Source organism: Pseudaeromonas pectinilytica (assembly GCF_054780855.1).
Map to the genome: position 1 here is coordinate 1 of NZ_BAAGVN010000349.1, position 14840 is coordinate 14840.

Annotated in this window: 15 protein-coding genes; 2 read left to right on the top strand and 13 right to left on the bottom strand. The window is 56.7% G+C overall.

Going from position 1 to position 14840, the window contains the following annotated elements; all coding sequences use genetic code 11:
• Positions 1 to 439: 439 nt before the first annotated feature.
• From ACYVG7_RS17280 to lexA, 3 genes are all read right to left on the bottom strand, one after another.
• A complete protein-coding gene (locus ACYVG7_RS17280) occupies positions 440 to 1372 on the bottom strand; it encodes a substrate-binding domain-containing protein (RefSeq protein WP_460884329.1) in 933 nt (310 codons plus the stop codon).
• 111 nt (positions 1373 to 1483) lie between these two features.
• A complete protein-coding gene (locus ACYVG7_RS17285) occupies positions 1484 to 1963 on the bottom strand; it encodes a tRNA (cytidine(34)-2'-O)-methyltransferase (RefSeq protein WP_460884365.1) in 480 nt (159 codons plus the stop codon).
• Between the two features lie 364 nt (positions 1964 to 2327).
• Positions 2328 to 2951, bottom strand: coding sequence for a transcriptional repressor LexA (lexA, locus tag ACYVG7_RS17290; RefSeq protein ID WP_460884330.1), 624 nt, complete (start codon positions 2949 to 2951; stop codon positions 2328 to 2330).
• Positions 2952 to 3131: 180 nt separating this feature from the next.
• Here lexA and plsB point away from each other — a divergent pair, with 180 nt between their 5' ends.
• Entirely contained in the window at positions 3132 to 5564 is a 2433-nt protein-coding gene (plsB, locus tag ACYVG7_RS17295; protein WP_460884331.1) for a glycerol-3-phosphate 1-O-acyltransferase PlsB, read from the top strand.
• 83 nt (positions 5565 to 5647) lie between these two features.
• Here plsB and ACYVG7_RS17300 read toward each other — a convergent pair whose 3' ends face one another.
• The 3 genes from ACYVG7_RS17300 to ACYVG7_RS17310 all read right to left on the bottom strand — a co-directional run bounded on the left by ACYVG7_RS17300 (position 5648) and on the right by ACYVG7_RS17310 (position 7672).
• Positions 5648 to 6115 (bottom strand): 2TM domain-containing protein, encoded by a 468-nt coding sequence (locus tag ACYVG7_RS17300; RefSeq protein WP_460884332.1) that lies wholly within the window; start codon positions 6113 to 6115, stop codon positions 5648 to 5650.
• Positions 6116 to 6239: 124 nt separating this feature from the next.
• The gene (gene ubiA / locus ACYVG7_RS17305) at positions 6240 to 7112 is read right to left on the bottom strand and encodes a 4-hydroxybenzoate octaprenyltransferase (RefSeq protein WP_460884333.1); all 873 of its coding nucleotides are present in this window, start codon (positions 7110 to 7112) and stop codon (positions 6240 to 6242) included.
• A gap of 2 nt (positions 7113 to 7114) precedes the next feature.
• Positions 7115 to 7672, bottom strand: a complete 558-nt coding sequence (locus tag ACYVG7_RS17310; protein WP_460884334.1) for a chorismate--pyruvate lyase family protein — start codon at positions 7670 to 7672, stop codon at positions 7115 to 7117.
• Between the two features lie 138 nt (positions 7673 to 7810).
• On the opposite strand from ACYVG7_RS17310, the gene ACYVG7_RS17315 reads away from it, so the two are divergent.
• Positions 7811 to 8242, top strand: coding sequence for a flagellar basal body-associated FliL family protein (locus ACYVG7_RS17315; protein ID WP_460884335.1), 432 nt, complete (start codon positions 7811 to 7813; stop codon positions 8240 to 8242).
• Between the two features lie 5 nt (positions 8243 to 8247).
• Here the strand turns inward: ACYVG7_RS17315 and glpG are convergent, their stop codons facing one another.
• From glpG to ACYVG7_RS17350, 7 genes are all read right to left on the bottom strand, one after another.
• Complete coding sequence (gene glpG, locus ACYVG7_RS17320; RefSeq protein ID WP_460884336.1) at positions 8248 to 9090, bottom strand: rhomboid family intramembrane serine protease GlpG; 843 nt, start codon at positions 9088 to 9090, stop codon at positions 8248 to 8250.
• Positions 9087 to 9431: a thiosulfate sulfurtransferase GlpE gene (gene glpE / locus ACYVG7_RS17325; protein ID WP_460884337.1), complete on the bottom strand. Its 345-nt coding sequence runs from the start codon at positions 9429 to 9431 to the stop codon at positions 9087 to 9089. Before glpE ends, glpG begins: the two co-directional genes overlap by 4 nt.
• Before the next feature lie 132 nt (positions 9432 to 9563).
• Positions 9564 to 10265, bottom strand: a complete 702-nt coding sequence (locus ACYVG7_RS17330) for an ABC transporter ATP-binding protein (RefSeq protein ID WP_460884338.1) — start codon at positions 10263 to 10265, stop codon at positions 9564 to 9566.
• A gap of 8 nt (positions 10266 to 10273) precedes the next feature.
• Positions 10274 to 11038, bottom strand: coding sequence for a high-affinity branched-chain amino acid ABC transporter ATP-binding protein LivG (livG, locus tag ACYVG7_RS17335; protein ID WP_460884339.1), 765 nt, complete (start codon positions 11036 to 11038; stop codon positions 10274 to 10276).
• On the bottom strand, positions 11035 to 12285 hold the full coding sequence (gene livM / locus ACYVG7_RS17340; RefSeq protein ID WP_460884340.1) for a high-affinity branched-chain amino acid ABC transporter permease LivM: 1251 nt from the start codon (positions 12283 to 12285) through the stop codon (positions 11035 to 11037). Before livM ends, livG begins: the two co-directional genes overlap by 4 nt.
• Positions 12285 to 13208 carry a high-affinity branched-chain amino acid ABC transporter permease LivH gene (gene livH / locus ACYVG7_RS17345; protein WP_460884341.1) on the bottom strand — a complete coding sequence of 308 codons (924 nt, stop codon included), beginning with the start codon at positions 13206 to 13208 and terminating at the stop codon, positions 12285 to 12287. The genes livM and livH overlap by 1 nt, the downstream gene beginning before the upstream one ends.
• Positions 13209 to 13315: 107 nt before the next feature.
• Positions 13316 to 14434, bottom strand: coding sequence for a branched-chain amino acid ABC transporter substrate-binding protein (locus ACYVG7_RS17350; protein WP_460884342.1), 1119 nt, complete (start codon positions 14432 to 14434; stop codon positions 13316 to 13318).
• Positions 14435 to 14840: the final 406 nt, after the last annotated feature.

Sequence of the window (14840 nt, forward strand, 5' to 3'; positions counted from 1 at the left end):
CAGCGGTCATGACGGGCCAGCCTTATCCTGACGTATTCAACCTGACCTCGGCTTAGTCAAGCCGGGGCCGGTGAACGGTTACACCTCGCCATCCCGCAACCGGACAGGCAAACGTCGCCGCACTTTCGGAGTCAGCCTGGGATCGGATGGTGAAATAGCTGGCAACGGGAGGTATGACACGAGGGCCACACCATGGGTGACCACGGGCAACGAAGTGGATGCAAGGAATGGGTGATAAACGCCCTATCATAGACGTCATCAATAATATTGAGCGAGCAAACAATTAAATAACAACATAGTTAATTCAGCTTAAATTCTTGCCACCTCACAGAACAAACAAATAAATAAATAAAGAAATAAAGAAATAAAGAAATAAAGAAATAAAGAAATAAAGAAATAAAGAAATAAAGAAATAAAGAATAACCTACGCTGGGAGTTTTTATTTCCTAATTCGCATCATACTCCCTTCATCACTATATAAATCAAGAAATTGCTGCGCTTGTGCGGAGTGCATATTCTCGGCGGTAAGATAATATACCGGAGTGTAGATCACCTCCTGTGGTGCAGGCTGGCCGCCGTGAGCCGCCATGACCAACTTGACACCCTGAAAGCCGATAGCATGGGGCTGCTGGAGTAACAAACCATCAACCTCTCCGGATGCAAGCCCCTGAATTAGATAACGATTATAATCAAAACCAATATGTACCAGACGCTTTTCCTGGCCTTTTCTTTTTATTTCTGCCATGACACCCAAAGTCGACGATTCATTAGGAGTAAATAAACCATCCAATTCTGAAATATGCTGCTGTAAATAAATATCCGCATTATGTCGGATTTCAACGATCCCGGAGCCAAGATAAACGGCCGGCAATAACTTCAAACTGGATTTCTTGATCTCATCAAGAAAGCCCTGTTCACGGGCATCGGTGGAAGCCACGCCCGGTTTCAACCTTAAAACCGTCACCGAACCCTCGCCTCTCAGGCGCGCGACCATCTCTCGCGCCGCCTGTTGACCAGCCCGATAATTATTGGTCATGACCTGAGCGTAGACAGCACCCAGAGCCATACTCCGATCGATCAACACAATCGGTAAATTTTTCTGTCTGAACAGATCCAGAGTCTTACGATGTGCTGACGAATTGGGCGCCAGTACCACGCCGATACACTGCTTTTCCAGGGCTTCCCGCAAGATCTGCTCCTGGGCATCGACCGAGGTTTCGTCGTAGAGCACGCGAAAGAAAATATCGACCCCTAGCTCATTGCCAGCCTGCAGAGAGCCGGATTCAATGGCTCGCCAAAAATGGTGCCCGGTTCCCGCCGTGATGACGGCCACGCACTCCCGGGCCAATGCACTCTGGCCAAGAGGCATCATCAACAGGATGCTGATACACAGTGGATAGAGCCAGCGAGTGGCAGAGCTCATATCAAGCCACCTTCAAGCACGAAGCCCCAGTGATTACGATGATGAGCAAAGTATAGACACTCAGGCTTCGTTGTCGCCGCCCGCGACGGCGAAATCCAGCTGGCGCCAGGCCTCGTAGCTGACAATGGCCACGGCGTTCGACAGATTCAAACTGCGCGAGCTACTGAGCATGGGGATGCGGATCAGATGATCCTGGGGCAAGCTATTGCGCACCGCATCGGGCAGGCCGGAGGTTTCCGAGCCGAAGAGCAGAACATCACCGGCCTGATAGGCAGGAGTGGTGTGAGGCGTCCTGCCCTTGGTGGTCAATGCAAAAATCCGACGCCCCTGCATCGCCTCGGCAAATGCCGCATAGTTGTGATGGCGTGTCACAGTGGCCAGATCATGGTAATCCAGACCGGCCCGACGCAGCTTTTTCTCTTCCAAATCGAAGCCCAAGGGTTCAATGAGATGCAGATGGCAGCCATTATTCGCCACCAGACGGATGATATTGCCGGTATTGGGAGCAATTTGCGGTTCAAACAGGGCGATATGAAACATCGGAGCAACAGAGACCTGAGGGGAAAAATGCCATTCTACCCCAAGGGGAAAGCTCTGGAACGGGGAAATTGCCACTGCATGCTCACATGCCATGACAGTCTGCAAGGGGCTAACACAAGAGCTGGGGAAGGCAATGCGGGCCAGTCAAGAGGTTCGGGCGAGACAACCTCTCTCGCCAACTCGCCGTAAACCCTTCCATGGGGGCTCGATGGCGGCATCCCTGCCGCCAACGGTTGGCGCAACAGGCTATCTCGCCTTTGCTAACGCAACTGGCATTAGGCCCGTGAAGGGCCCTGTCTCGTCATGCCAGCCACGCAAGAGCTGTTTAGTACTGCGGTGAGTGTCGGCGATTTGAAACAGCCAGTTAGTGCCAGCTACCGTTGCGGATCACGCCCACCGCCAGCCCTTCAATGCTCAGGGACTGCTCGGTCAAATCGACCTGGATCGGCTCCAGCTCTTCGTTTTCCGGCAGCAAGCGCACCTGATTGCCCTTACGCTCGAAGCGTTTGACCGTGACCTCGTCATCACCGACCCGAGCGACGACGACCTGACCGTTCCGCACCTGTTCGGTCTTGTGCACAGCCAGCAGATCGCCATCCAGAATACCGATATTCTTCATACTCATCCCCTGCACCCGCAGCAGGAAATCGGCTCTGGGTTGAAACATGGCCGGATCGATCTGGTAGTGAGTTTCCACGTGCTCGGCCGCCAGGATCGGCTCACCCGCGGCCACCTGGCCAATCAATGGCAAACCCAATTCCTCTTCAACCACATCCTCTTGCAGCAGCTGAATGCCACGGGAAGTCCCCGGCATGATGTGGATCACCCCCTTGCGCGCCAGGGCCTTGAGGTGCTCCTCCGCCGCATTGGCAGACTTGAAGCCCAGACGGGCGGCAATCTCGGCACGGGTCGGCGGCATACCGGTCTGCTGCATGCATTCCTTGATCAGTTCCAGCACTTCAGTTTGGCGAGGGGTCAGATGTTTCATGGCGTTTGCCTGTCTATTTATACAGATAACTGTGAGTATATACAGGCATTTATCAAGTGCAAGGTAAATGCCGGGCAAAGCCGACAAAAGAGAACCGCCCATGACCTGGGTCAGCAATTCACGACAAGTCGGGCCAGTTTTGCTATGCTGGCGCCGCATTTTTATTGAGGATACAGCACCATGTCCTTCAGCTTTTCCCTGGCTCAGGCCCTATGCCGCTTGCCTGTTCGTCTACTGGTCAATCACAGCAGTCTCCCGGAAGATCCTTTGAGTCAATTGGGTCTTGATTTGGGCCGTCCCATCGTGTACGCCCTGAGCACAGATTCGCTGAGTGACCTGTTGACCCTGGAGCTCTGTGCCAAGGAGTTGGGGCTACCCAATCCATTTGCGCCGCTGGTCCTACAGGGCCAGAGTCATCCCCGCTATGTCTGCCTGGATCGCACGCCGTCGCTCTTCGGCAGCCAGCGCAGCGGCATACCCCATCTGGACACCTTCCGCGAATGGTTGAGTCTGCACGAACAGAACGCGCAACTGGATATCCAGTTGGTTCCGGTGACTCTGCTGTGGCATCGCGCCCCGGGCCGTGAACGCCCTCACCGGCTACAGCCGCCGCACCAGACGCCGGGCGCGTTGCGCAAGGCCGCTATGGTACTGCTGTACGGTCGGGAAAACCGGGTCCGCTTCTCGACCCCAGTCTCCCTCCGCAGCCTGGTCACCGAGCTCGGCACCGACGAAGTGGTGGCTCACAAACTGGCACGAGTGGCGCGTATCCACTTCAGCCGCCAGCGTCAGGCCGCCAAGGGGCCACGGCTGCCCGATCGCCAGGCTTTGTTTCGTGAACTGTTGCGCAGCGACAACATAGTCCGCGCCATCGCCGAACAGGCGCAGAGCGAAGGCAGCAGCGAGGAGCAGATGCGCGCCCGAGCCCTGGGCTATCTCGACGAGATGGCATCCGATTTCTCTTATCGCCTGATCCGCTTCGGTGACTACTTCCTCGGCTGGCTATGGAACAAGCTCTATCGCGGTATCACGGTCCGTGGGGCCGAGAAGGTGCGCCGGCTGGCACGGGAAGGGCATGAGATCATCTATATGCCCTGCCACCGCAGCCACATGGACTACCTGCTGCTCTCTTATGTCATCTACCATCAGGGCATGGTACCGCCGCATATTGCCGCCGGGATCAACCTGAATTTCTGGCCGGCAGGACCCGTGTTCCGCCACGGCGGTGCCTTCTTCCTGCGGCGTAGCTTCAAAGGCGACAAGCTGTACAGCACAGTGTTTCGTGAATATCTGAGCCAGCTGTTTGCCCGTGGCTATGCGGTGGAGTATTTCACCGAAGGCGGCCGCTCCCGCACCGGACGGCTGTTGCAACCCAAGACCGGCATGATCGCCATGACGCTGCAGGCACAGTTACGCGGCATCAAGCGACCCCTGACCTTTGTCCCCGTCTATCTGGGCTACGAGCATGTGATGGAAGTGAACACTTACCTCAAGGAGCTCAAGGGCAGCTGCAAGGAGAAAGAGAGCCTGTGGCAGGTGGTCGGGATCCTGGGTAAATTGCGCAACTTTGGCCGCAGCTTCGTCAACTTCGGTGAACCGCTCACCCTGCATCAGTTCCTGCAGCAACAGGTTCCCGAGTGGCGGGAGGACATAGATCCGACCAGCCAATGCCGCCCCGAGTGGTTGCCTGCGACCGTGGATATTCTGGCCAAGCAGCTGATGACTCGCATCAATGATGCCGCCGCGGTCAATGGCCTGACCCTGAGTGCGCTGGCGCTGCTGGCCACCGACAAACAGGCACTGCCGCGGGAAGATCTGCTGGCCCAGATCCGCCTGTACACCGAACTGTTGCAGCGGGTGCCCTACAGCCCATTCGATACGGTGCCGACAGCCAGTGCCGAGGAGTTGCTGGAGCAGGCGCTGGAGCTGAACAAGTTCCAGGTGGAAGAAGACAAACTCGGTCAAATCATCAGCATGGATCGCTACCAGGCAATCCTGATGACCTTCTACCGCAACACGATCCTGCATCTGTTCGCACTGCCCAGCCTGGTCGCCACCCTGATCGAACGCAATGAGGGGTTGAATCATGTCGATCTGCTGGCGCGCTGCCGCCGGATTTATCCGTTGCTGAAGAATGAGTTGTTCCTGCGCTATGAACTGGAGGAGCTGGATACCCAGGTGCCGGCCATTCTCGCCGCATTCCAAGATCTGGCGTTGATCGAAGAACACAGCGATGGCTACTGGGTGCGTCCGGAAGAGCAGATGCGGCTGCTGTTATTGGGACAGAGCATTCAGGAAACCTTGCAACGCTACGCCATCACACTGTCACAGATCCAACAGCAGCCGGCGATCACCCTGCAGCAGTTGGAATCAGACAGTCAGATGATGGCGGTACGGCTGGCGACCCTGCATGGCATTCATGCCCCGGAATTCAGCGACAAGAGCCTGTTCAAGACCTTATTGCTGAGCCTGCAGCAAGAACAGTATCTGCAGTGCCAAGGGGAGGATCAGCCGGTGACTCGGGATGGCGAGGCGTTGGCGGAATTGGCGGCCATCTTGCTGCCCCTGCTCCCGGATCGGGTGCGTCGCACCCTGCTGATGCCCGCCCGTTAACGTCCGGACGCAGTAAATACAAAGCGCCCCTGAACCCGGCCATTGGCGCAGGGTTCAGGGGCGCTTTATTGTTTCTGCCCGCGTTACAACTTGCGACCCAGTCGTTTCTCGATCTGGCGCTTTTCCCATGCCGGTCCGAAGAAGTTAAACACTTCAAACACATTCAGACCATGAAACAGCACCCCGATGCCCCAACCCAACATGGGCCACCAGGCCCAGATATAGCCAGGCGCCGTTGCCAGGTTGATGATGAAGAGCATGGTAATCACCAGCACATACTTGATGGCGTGTGAATAAAAGCCCTTGATGTCGCGAACGTATTCGATGGTTCTTTGCTCTACTGGATCTATGGGTTGTTCCGGTGTCATGTCCTGTTCCTCTGGTGGTGTTTCGACGGGAACATCAAAAACAGCAGCGAGAGATTTCAATGATTCAAGCCCCGGAGTCTGCCCCCGCTCTATACGCTGGATGGTGCGGATACTCAGGCCACTTAATTGCGCGAGCTGGTCTTGGGACCAGTGTCGCTGCAGTCTAAGTTTACGAACATTCATTGTGATCCCTCTGCTTCTGGTGTTCGAGTGAGACTATCCGCTAATCCAGGGGCGACAGGTGACGACACCGAGCCGACATCTTTATGACATAACAATAAAATCAATGAGTTATAAATAAAACTAGCTATCCCGCCAACAGACCTGACAAGAAGATGCCCAAGAAAATCACGGCCCCCACCCAGTTATTGGCCAGAAAGGCCCGGAAGCAGGCATCCCGATCCCGCCCTCGTGCTGACCAGCCCTGTTGGGCAAACAGGCCCGCAGCTACCAACAAGCTGCCGTAGAACGGCCACGGCAGAGCCTGTAACCAACCAACCAACAGCAGCAACAGCAAAGTGACGAGCTGCAACAGGGCAATGATGCGCAGATCATAGCGACCAAACAGGATCGCCGTCGATTTGACGCCGATGCGCACATCATCATCCCGATCCACCATGGCGTAGTAGGTGTCATAGGCCACGGTCCAGGTCGCATTGGCCATGAAAAGCAACCAGGTGCTCCAGGCCAAGTCACCGGTCACCGCCGCCCAGGCCATGGGAATGGACCAGGAGAAGGCTAAGCCCAACACCAGTTGCGGCAGATGCGTCACCCGCTTCATAAAGGGATAGAGCACAGCCAGCACCAGCCCCATCAATGACAGCACTATGGTAAATCGGTTGAGAGTCAGCACCAGCAAAAACGACAAGCCCACCAAGGCGGCAAAGAACAGCAGCGCCTGCCGCGTCGTCAAGCGCCCGGCTGGCAATGGCCGCTGGGCCGTCCGTTTGACATGGCCGTCGACATGGCGATCGGCATAATCATTGATCACACACCCGGCGGAGCGCATCAGGAAGACGCCGAGCGTAAAGACCAGCAGAGCCCACCAATCCGGTTGCCCGGCCGACGCCAGCCACAGCGCCCACAGGGTTGGCCAGAGCAATAAGAGCGTGCCAATCGGTTTGTCCATCCGGGCCAATTGCCAATAGGCGGCCCAGGGGGTCCGCGTCACCAGCTGCATGGTTATTCCTTCTCCTCGACACCCGCATACAAGGGGGCATCCGGTAAAAATACTTCGGTAATGGCACATTCAGCGCCGGGCAACACCAGACGTGAACGACGCGCCCACAGCACCTTAGGTGCTGGTAATTGCCATGCCGCCAGTACCTGACGCAGAGCCGGATCGGCAACCAGATCGGCCCAGACCAGCCCTTCGCGTGTCGCACCCGCCACCCCGAACAACCAGTCGCCCAACGGCTGCTCACCTTGAGTGGCCAGTTGCGGATAACGCGCCAGGGTGCTCAACGGCGCTTGGGTCAGGCCCCAAACCCAGGGTCGGCCTGATTTCAAGAGCAACACCTGTCGTTGCCAGAGCCCGGGCTCGTCATCCGTGACCCCTTGCTGCAGGCAGATCACCGACAATTCACCGGCCTCGGCTCGCAGCCGTCGGGTCAGCGAACCCTGCTCGGCCAACCAGCCCAGAACCGCTTGAGGTACCACAGCCGGATCCAGAGGCAACCAGTCAATCCGCGACAGGGGCGCGACCGCGCACCAATCAGACTCAGGGAATACAGCTTGCAAAGACACACCCATCAAAGAAACAACACAAAATCGCCATCCCGCACCCATAGTAAAGAGGAGAACTCTTGACGGCCAAGCGTGCACCGCCAAGAATGAGCGCCATCGCCCTTTTTTATCCACCGACCGGAAGCCGACCTCATGCGCAAGACACTGCCGATCCTCCTGCTGATGCTCGCCACCTGCTTGGCTCCACTGACCGCGCTTGCCCAAGCCGGAGGCGGCGAGGGCGAAGGCGCTGCACAACCGGCCGGGATTGGCTACTACACTCTGGATCCAGAATTCATCACCAACTTCATCACCACAGGGCCAACGCTCGGTTACGTGCGGGTGAAGGTCGATATCATGGTCGACAACGCCGCCGATATCGAACTGCTGAAGAAGCACGACCCTTTGCTGCGAGACGCCATCAACACTCTGCTGGGTGCCCAGAGCCTGGATGATGTGAAGTCCCAGGAAGGACGGGAAAAAACCCGTCTCGCCTGCAAGGCCAAGGTCGAAGAGCTACTGACCAAGGAAGAGGGTCGCAAAGTCATCCGCGACCTGCTGTTTACCAACTTCTTGTATCAATAAGCCGCTCAGGATATAGACGCGGCCGATTTGCGGCCATCCAGCCAACCATGCAGCAGGCCAATGGCCAAACCGCTGAGATGGGCAACATTCGCCAGATTGTTGCCCAACAGGCCACTAAAGCCGATGGCCAGCCAGACCACCATGAAGATGAAGATACCATCTTGTAGTTTGACCTCGCCGTCAGGCTTCATGCGACCGATGATCCAGCAATAACCCACCAGGGTATTGACCACCGCCGACAGACCACCAAAATCCGGCCCGGAGAGCAGAAACTCCAATAAATTGGGGATCACGGCCCCTACCAGCAGCAGGGTCAGCAATTTACTGGTGCCCAGTTGCCGCTCCACCAATCCAGCCAGATACCACCACCACATCAGGTTGAAGATCAGGTGCAGGGCGGAGAAATGCAAAAACGCCGGAGTCACAAAGCGCCAGATCTGCCAGCCGCTCAGTTGGGAGACGTCCTGATGGAAACTCAGGCTGGCATAGAGATTCAGGCCAATCAGTTGCAGGATAAACAAGCAGGTACACAGCGCCATGACCAGCAAGGTCACGGGGCCTGCCTGCATCAAAAAATGCGCGGTCAGACTGTGGTGCCCAGCGCTGTAATCGATACGACTATTCGGCGTACCGCTCTGCCAGGAGGCTTCGGCATAGCGCGGATGATAGGGCTCTTTGAGGAAGCGTTTGACCTCGGGTTCAGCCTCGCCGCTGCGACTCTCGTCCGCCAGCCAGACGGTAATACCGACCTCGGACTGAGTCAGCTCGCAATGCATGCCGCGACTGGAGAGATAGTCGGCCAGGCTTTGTGCCAGACGCGCATCATTGATCACCAGCAATTGTTTCATGACACCCGACCTTGCCCATCTGCAGCGGAGGTTTCCACCGGGAATGCCAGGCGCCAGCCTTCAAAGCCACCATCCACGCTGTAGACCTCGGTAAAGCCCTGGTTCACCAGATACTGGGCTGCCCCCTGGCTGCTATGGCCGTGATAGCACATCACCAGCACCGGGGTCTCAAAATCGGTCTGTTGCATGAAGGAGACGAGCGTGTCGTTGGTCAGATGAAAAGCTCCGGGCGCATGGGCGCTACGGAAACTGGCCGGATCGCGAATGTCCACCAGCCGCGCCGCGCCAGCCTGCAGCAGGGTATCGGCGGCGGCCAGGGAAATATGTTGGAACTCGGACATGGGCTACTCCTGTCAAAATCAGCGTCCAGTTTACCCGATTGTTAAAAAAAAGGATCATCCGACTCACATCGGATGATCCCTCGTTCTACTACAGGGTTCGTTTCTGGCTGCCGCAATCAGCGGTAGCGGGTATCACCCCCCCAGATAAGCCTGGCGTACCGCCGGATCGGCCAGCAACTCGGCACCTGTGCCGGCCAACACCACACGGCCGGTTTCCAGCACATAGCCACGATCCGCCAGCTTCAGAGCCTGGTTGGCATTCTGCTCCACCAGGAAGATGGTCATGCCCCGATCCCGCAGCCGTTCGATGATCTCGAAGATCTGCTGGATGATGATGGGGGCCAGCCCGAGCGAGGGCTCGTCCAGCAACAACAAGCGCGGCTTGCTCATCAGGGCACGGCCGATAGCCAGCATCTGCTGTTCACCACCGGACATGGTGCCCGCCCGTTGATGCACCCGCTCCTTGAGACGCGGAAACAGCTCGTAGACTTCGGCCAGCAGGCTCTCTTGCTCTGCCTTGTCGACGAAGAAGGCGCCCATGTAGAGGTTCTCTTCGACCGTCAGACGACTGAAGATGCGGCGCCCTTCCGGCACTATGGCGATGTCACCGCGCATGATCTTGGCGGTATGCCATTGGGTAATGTCCTGCCCTTCAAACAGCACTTGCCCGGATTGTGGCTTGGGATCGCCACACAGCGTCATCAGCAGGGTGGTTTTACCGGCGCCGTTGGCACCGATCAGGGTGACGATCTCACCCTGATTGATGTGCAAGCTGACATCGTGCAGCGCCTGGATCTTGCCGTAATAAGTGGAAACGTTCTTGAATTCCAGCATGGGATACCTCAAAACTCGCCCAGATAGGCCTTGATCACGGCCGGATTGTTCTTCACCTGTTCCGGCTTGCCTTCGGCCAACGGACACCCCTGGTTGACCACATAGATCTGGTCAGAAATTTCCATCACCAGCTTCATGTCATGCTCGATCAGCAACACCGATACCCCGAACTCATCGCGCAGCAGGCGGATGAGATCATCCAGGTCGTGGGTCTCCTTCGGATTCAGACCCGCGGCCGGCTCATCCAGCATCAACAGCTTGGGCTGGGTGCACATGCAGCGGGCAATCTCCAGGCGACGTTGCTGACCATAGGCCAAGCCCGTAGCCGGGCGATTAGCCATCTCGGTCAAGCCCACCTTGTCCAGCCAGAACAGCGCCCGATCCAGGGCCTCCTTTTCGGCACGGCGGAAGGCCGGAGTCTTGAGGATGCCCTGCAGCAGACCGCCATGCATGTGGCGATGCTGAGCCACCAACAGGTTTTCCAGCGCCGTCATCTCCTTGAACAGACGCACGTGCTGAAAGGTACGCACCACCCCTTTACGGGCAATCAGGTGACCCGGTAACCCCTGGATCTCCTCACCGGCATAGCGAATGATGCCGCCACTGGGACGATAAAAGCCGGTCAGGCAGTTGAAGACCGTGGTCTTGCCGGCACCGTTGGGCCCAATGATGGAGACGATCTGTTTCTCCTCCACCTGCAGGGCCACCTTGTTCACGGCCACCAGACCACCAAAGCGCATGGTCAGATCCGAAACTTCCAACATCTTGCTCATTTCGGCACCTCCATGTGTTGACGGGTCATCGGCAGCAGACCTTGCGGCCGCCACAGCATCATCACCACCATCAACAGACCAAACATCACCATCCGGTATTCATTGAATTCGCGCGCCATTTCCGGCAGCAGGGTCATGATGATAGCGGCCAGAACTATACCCAACTGGGACCCCATGCCCCCCAACACGACGATGGCCAGAATGATGGCCGATTCGATGAAGTTGAACGACTCCGGACTGATAAAGCCCTGCCGGGCAGCGAAGAAGCTACCGGCGAAACCGGCAAAGGCGGCACCGATGGCAAAGGCACTGAGCTTGATCACGGTTGGATTCAACCCCAGGGAGCGGCAGGCAATCTCGTCTTCCCGCAACGCTTCCCACGCCCGTCCCAGCGGCATGCGCAGCAGACGATTGATGACAAACAGGGTCAGCAGCACCAGCAACACGGCCATCAGATAGAGGAAGATGACCTTATGGTCCGCCACATATTTGATGCCGAAGAACTGATGGAAGGTTTGCCCACCGGCCTCGTCCGCCTTGCGGGCAAACTCCAGACCAAACAGGGTCGGTTTCGGGATACCGGAGATACCGTTCGGACCACCGGTAATGAAGTTAAGGTTATTCAGCAGGATACGAATCACTTCACCAAAGCCGAGGGTGACGATGGCCAGATAATCCCCGCGCAAACGCAGCACCGGGAAGCCGAGCAGGAAACCGAATCCGGCAGCCAGCAATCCGGCCAGCGGCAAGGCCTCCCAGAAGCTGAAACCGAAGTATTGATTCAGCAGGGCGTAGCTGTAGGCGCCAACGGCATAGAAGCCGACGTAGCCCAGATCCAGCAAACCAGCCAGACCGACCTGCACGTTGAGACCCAGTCCCAGCATCACGTAGATCAGGGTCAGCGTCGCCAAGTCGACCACGCTCCGGCTGGCGATAAACGGCAGCACAATCAGCGCACCCAGGATCAGCAAGGTCCCCAGACGATAGAGCCCTGGTTTGTCGCTCTTGCTCGGCAGCACCAGCTTGGGTGTCCGTGCACCCACTTGACCAAAGGCACCCAGGATCCGCTCACGGAACAGCTGGAAGAAGAACACTATGGCCACACCGATGAGCAAGGCGGGGCCATTGGTCCCCAACTGGCTGACCACGGTCAGACCAACACCCTCGGCTTGCAGCTGGAAGCCGAACAACCACAGAGTCAGCAGCAGCGTCATCACGCTGGCAATACAGGCATGTTTAAAATGCATCACACCTTCTCCACTTCAGGACGGCCAAGAATACCGGTCGGCATAAACAACAGGATCGCCAGCAACAGGGCAAATGCCACCACATCCTTGTATTCGGAACTCAGATAACCGGAGGTCAACGCTTCGGTTACCCCCAGGATCAGACCACCCAGCATGGCGCCAGGAATGGAGCCGATACCGCCGAGAACCGCCGCAGTGAAGGCCTTGAGGCCTGCCATGAAGCCGATGGACGGATTGATGACGCCGTAATACATCCCCAGCAAGACCCCGGCGATGGAGGCCAGTGCCGCACCGATGACGAAGGTCAGGGCGATGACGTTGTTGGTATTAATCCCCAGCAGGTTGGCCATCTTGATATCTTCGGCACAAGCGCGACAGGCGCGGCCCATGCGGGAACGGGCGATGAATTGGGTCAGGCCATACATGGTGACAAAGGTCACCACGAAGATGATGATCTGCATCCAGGAGAGGCTGGCGGCAAAATTATCAGGACCGAACTCAAAGCCGCCGGTGACCAGCGCTGGCATCGCAATGTCCCGCGAGCCTTGGGCGAAACGCACCACGTTCTGCAAAAAGATCGACATACCAATCGCGGAGATCAACGGAATCAGCCGGTTGCTACCGCGCAGGGGGCGATAGGCCACCCGCTCTATGGTCCAGCCATAGCAGCTGGTAATAATGATCGAGATAACGAAGGCGCTGCCCATCAGCAGCACAGTGCTGTCGATCCCCATCATCATCAGGGCCGCAATCACCATAAAGGCGACATACGACCCCAACATATAGATTTCGCCGTGAGCGAAGTTAATCATGCCGATGATGCCGTAGACCATGGTGTAGCCAATGGCGATCAACGCATAGGTACTGCCAATGGTCAGGCCATTGAGCAGTTGCTGGATAAAGTAAAAAAATTGTTCCGACATAGGAGAAATTCCCTGTGCACCCGACATTGTGATGACAGTCGTCCCGCCAGGCGGGACGATAAATGAAGGGGCGGCTCAGGCCGCCCCTCGGGTTGCAAAGCTGAAGCTTACTGCAGCGTGCTGGAGGAGCCATCCTGGTGCCAACCGAAGACACCGAACTCGAAGCCTTTCAGGTCACCCTTGGCGTCCCATTGCAGATCGCCCATCACGGTCGGGATGGTGCCAGCCTTGAGGGCCTTGGCCACATCGGCAGGCTCTTCACCGGCTTGCTTGATCCCGGCAACCACGCTCTGGATCGCGGCATAAGTGGTCCAGATGAACGGGCCGGACGGATCCTGCTTGTTCGCCTTCAGCGCCGCAACCAGGGCCGCATTCGCCGCTTCCTGATCGTAACGCTTCGGCAGCGTCACCAGCAGACCTTCGGAGGCCGGACCCGCAATCGCGGAGATATCCTTGTTACCCACGCCTTCCGGACCCATGAACTTGGCCTTCAGACCCTTTTCGGCGGCCTGACGCAGGATCAGACCCAACTCTGGGTGGTAACCACCGTAGTAGACGAAATCGACGTTATCTTTCTTCAACTTGGCGATTTGCGCGGAGAAGTCCTTGTCGCCCGCAGTGATCCCTTCAAAGGCGACCACATTGACGCCAGCCTTTTTCAGTTCATCCCGTACGCTGGTGGCAATGCCTTCACCATATTGTTTCTTGTCATGGATAATGGCGACTGTCTTCGGCTTGACGTGATCGATGATGTAACGGGCGGCGGTCGGGCCCTGATCGCTGTCCAGGCCTATGGTACGCATGGTCAGCTCATAACCACGGTCACTGACTTTCGGGCTGGTAGAAGCCGGGGTGATCATCAAAATGCCTTCATCTTCATAGACATCGGATGCTGCCAGGGTGCTGTCAGAGCAGAGGTGACCGATGACGAACTTGACGCCATCGTTCACAATCTTGTTGGCGACGGCAACGGCTTGCTTGGGATCGCAGGCATCGTCATACAGCACAGCTTCGAGCTTCTTGCCGTTCACGCCACCGGCCTTGTTGATCTCTTCAACGGCCAGTTTGCCACCGGCAAACTCCATGTCCCCATATTGGGCAACCGGGCCGGTTTGGGGGCCAGCAATGGCAATCTTGATGGTATCGTCCGCCATGGCTTGAGAAGCCACACCAAACAAGCCAACTGCGATGGCCGCAGTCAGCGCGCCTTTAGTCCATTTACTCATATCTTGTCTTCCCTCTATTTTTTTGTTGATTATGCGCCGGGCGCTTTTTTGGCACAGTCTGCTGGGGTACAGCGACTCGTTCCGAGTTTTCTATCATTGCGCCGAATCACACACAAGAGAGAAAGACGAAAATATTCTTCCGCCAAGCAGACAATTATCATTGAAACAATACCGACAAATGCAACATAACTAGATTTATAAACCAAACAATTAGTTTTTCCGCCATATTATTCTGAAACAATCGAAAACAAAGCCAGCATATTACGCTTTTATGAATGACGGCTTTTTACTCACATCTGGCTGGTGCAATATCCGCCCGAATGACACCATCTTCGGGGTTTATGCCTACTATTGAGGGATAAAGGAAGCATGAGAAATATCTCTCAATCTTCCGGCACAAAATCTG

Excerpts from the sequence above, each read along its gene's own strand:
- plsB (WP_460884331.1), top strand. The coding sequence starts at position 3,132 with ATGTCCTTCAGCTTTTCCCTGGCTCAGGCCCTATGCCGCTTGCCTGTT.
- livM (WP_460884340.1), bottom strand. The coding sequence starts at position 12,285 with ATGCATTTTAAACATGCCTGTATTGCCAGCGTGATGACGCTGCTGCTG.
- lexA (WP_460884330.1), bottom strand. The coding sequence starts at position 2,951 with ATGAAACATCTGACCCCTCGCCAAACTGAAGTGCTGGAACTGATCAAG.
- ACYVG7_RS17280 (WP_460884329.1), bottom strand. The coding sequence starts at position 1,372 with ATGATGCCTCTTGGCCAGAGTGCATTGGCCCGGGAGTGCGTGGCCGTC.
- ACYVG7_RS17300 (WP_460884332.1), bottom strand. The coding sequence starts at position 6,115 with ATGAATGTTCGTAAACTTAGACTGCAGCGACACTGGTCCCAAGACCAG.
- glpG (WP_460884336.1), bottom strand. The coding sequence starts at position 9,090 with ATGAAACAATTGCTGGTGATCAATGATGCGCGTCTGGCACAAAGCCTG.
- ACYVG7_RS17285 (WP_460884365.1), bottom strand. The coding sequence starts at position 1,963 with ATGTTTCATATCGCCCTGTTTGAACCGCAAATTGCTCCCAATACCGGC.
- ACYVG7_RS17330 (WP_460884338.1), bottom strand. The coding sequence starts at position 10,265 with ATGCTGGAATTCAAGAACGTTTCCACTTATTACGGCAAGATCCAGGCG.
- livG (WP_460884339.1), bottom strand. The coding sequence starts at position 11,038 with ATGAGCAAGATGTTGGAAGTTTCGGATCTGACCATGCGCTTTGGTGGT.
- ubiA (WP_460884333.1), bottom strand. The coding sequence starts at position 7,112 with ATGCAGCTGGTGACGCGGACCCCCTGGGCCGCCTATTGGCAATTGGCC.
- ACYVG7_RS17350 (WP_460884342.1), bottom strand. The coding sequence starts at position 14,434 with ATGAGTAAATGGACTAAAGGCGCGCTGACTGCGGCCATCGCAGTTGGC.
- glpE (WP_460884337.1), bottom strand. The coding sequence starts at position 9,431 with ATGTCCGAGTTCCAACATATTTCCCTGGCCGCCGCCGATACCCTGCTG.
- ACYVG7_RS17315 (WP_460884335.1), top strand. The coding sequence starts at position 7,811 with ATGCGCAAGACACTGCCGATCCTCCTGCTGATGCTCGCCACCTGCTTG.
- livH (WP_460884341.1), bottom strand. The coding sequence starts at position 13,208 with ATGTCGGAACAATTTTTTTACTTTATCCAGCAACTGCTCAATGGCCTG.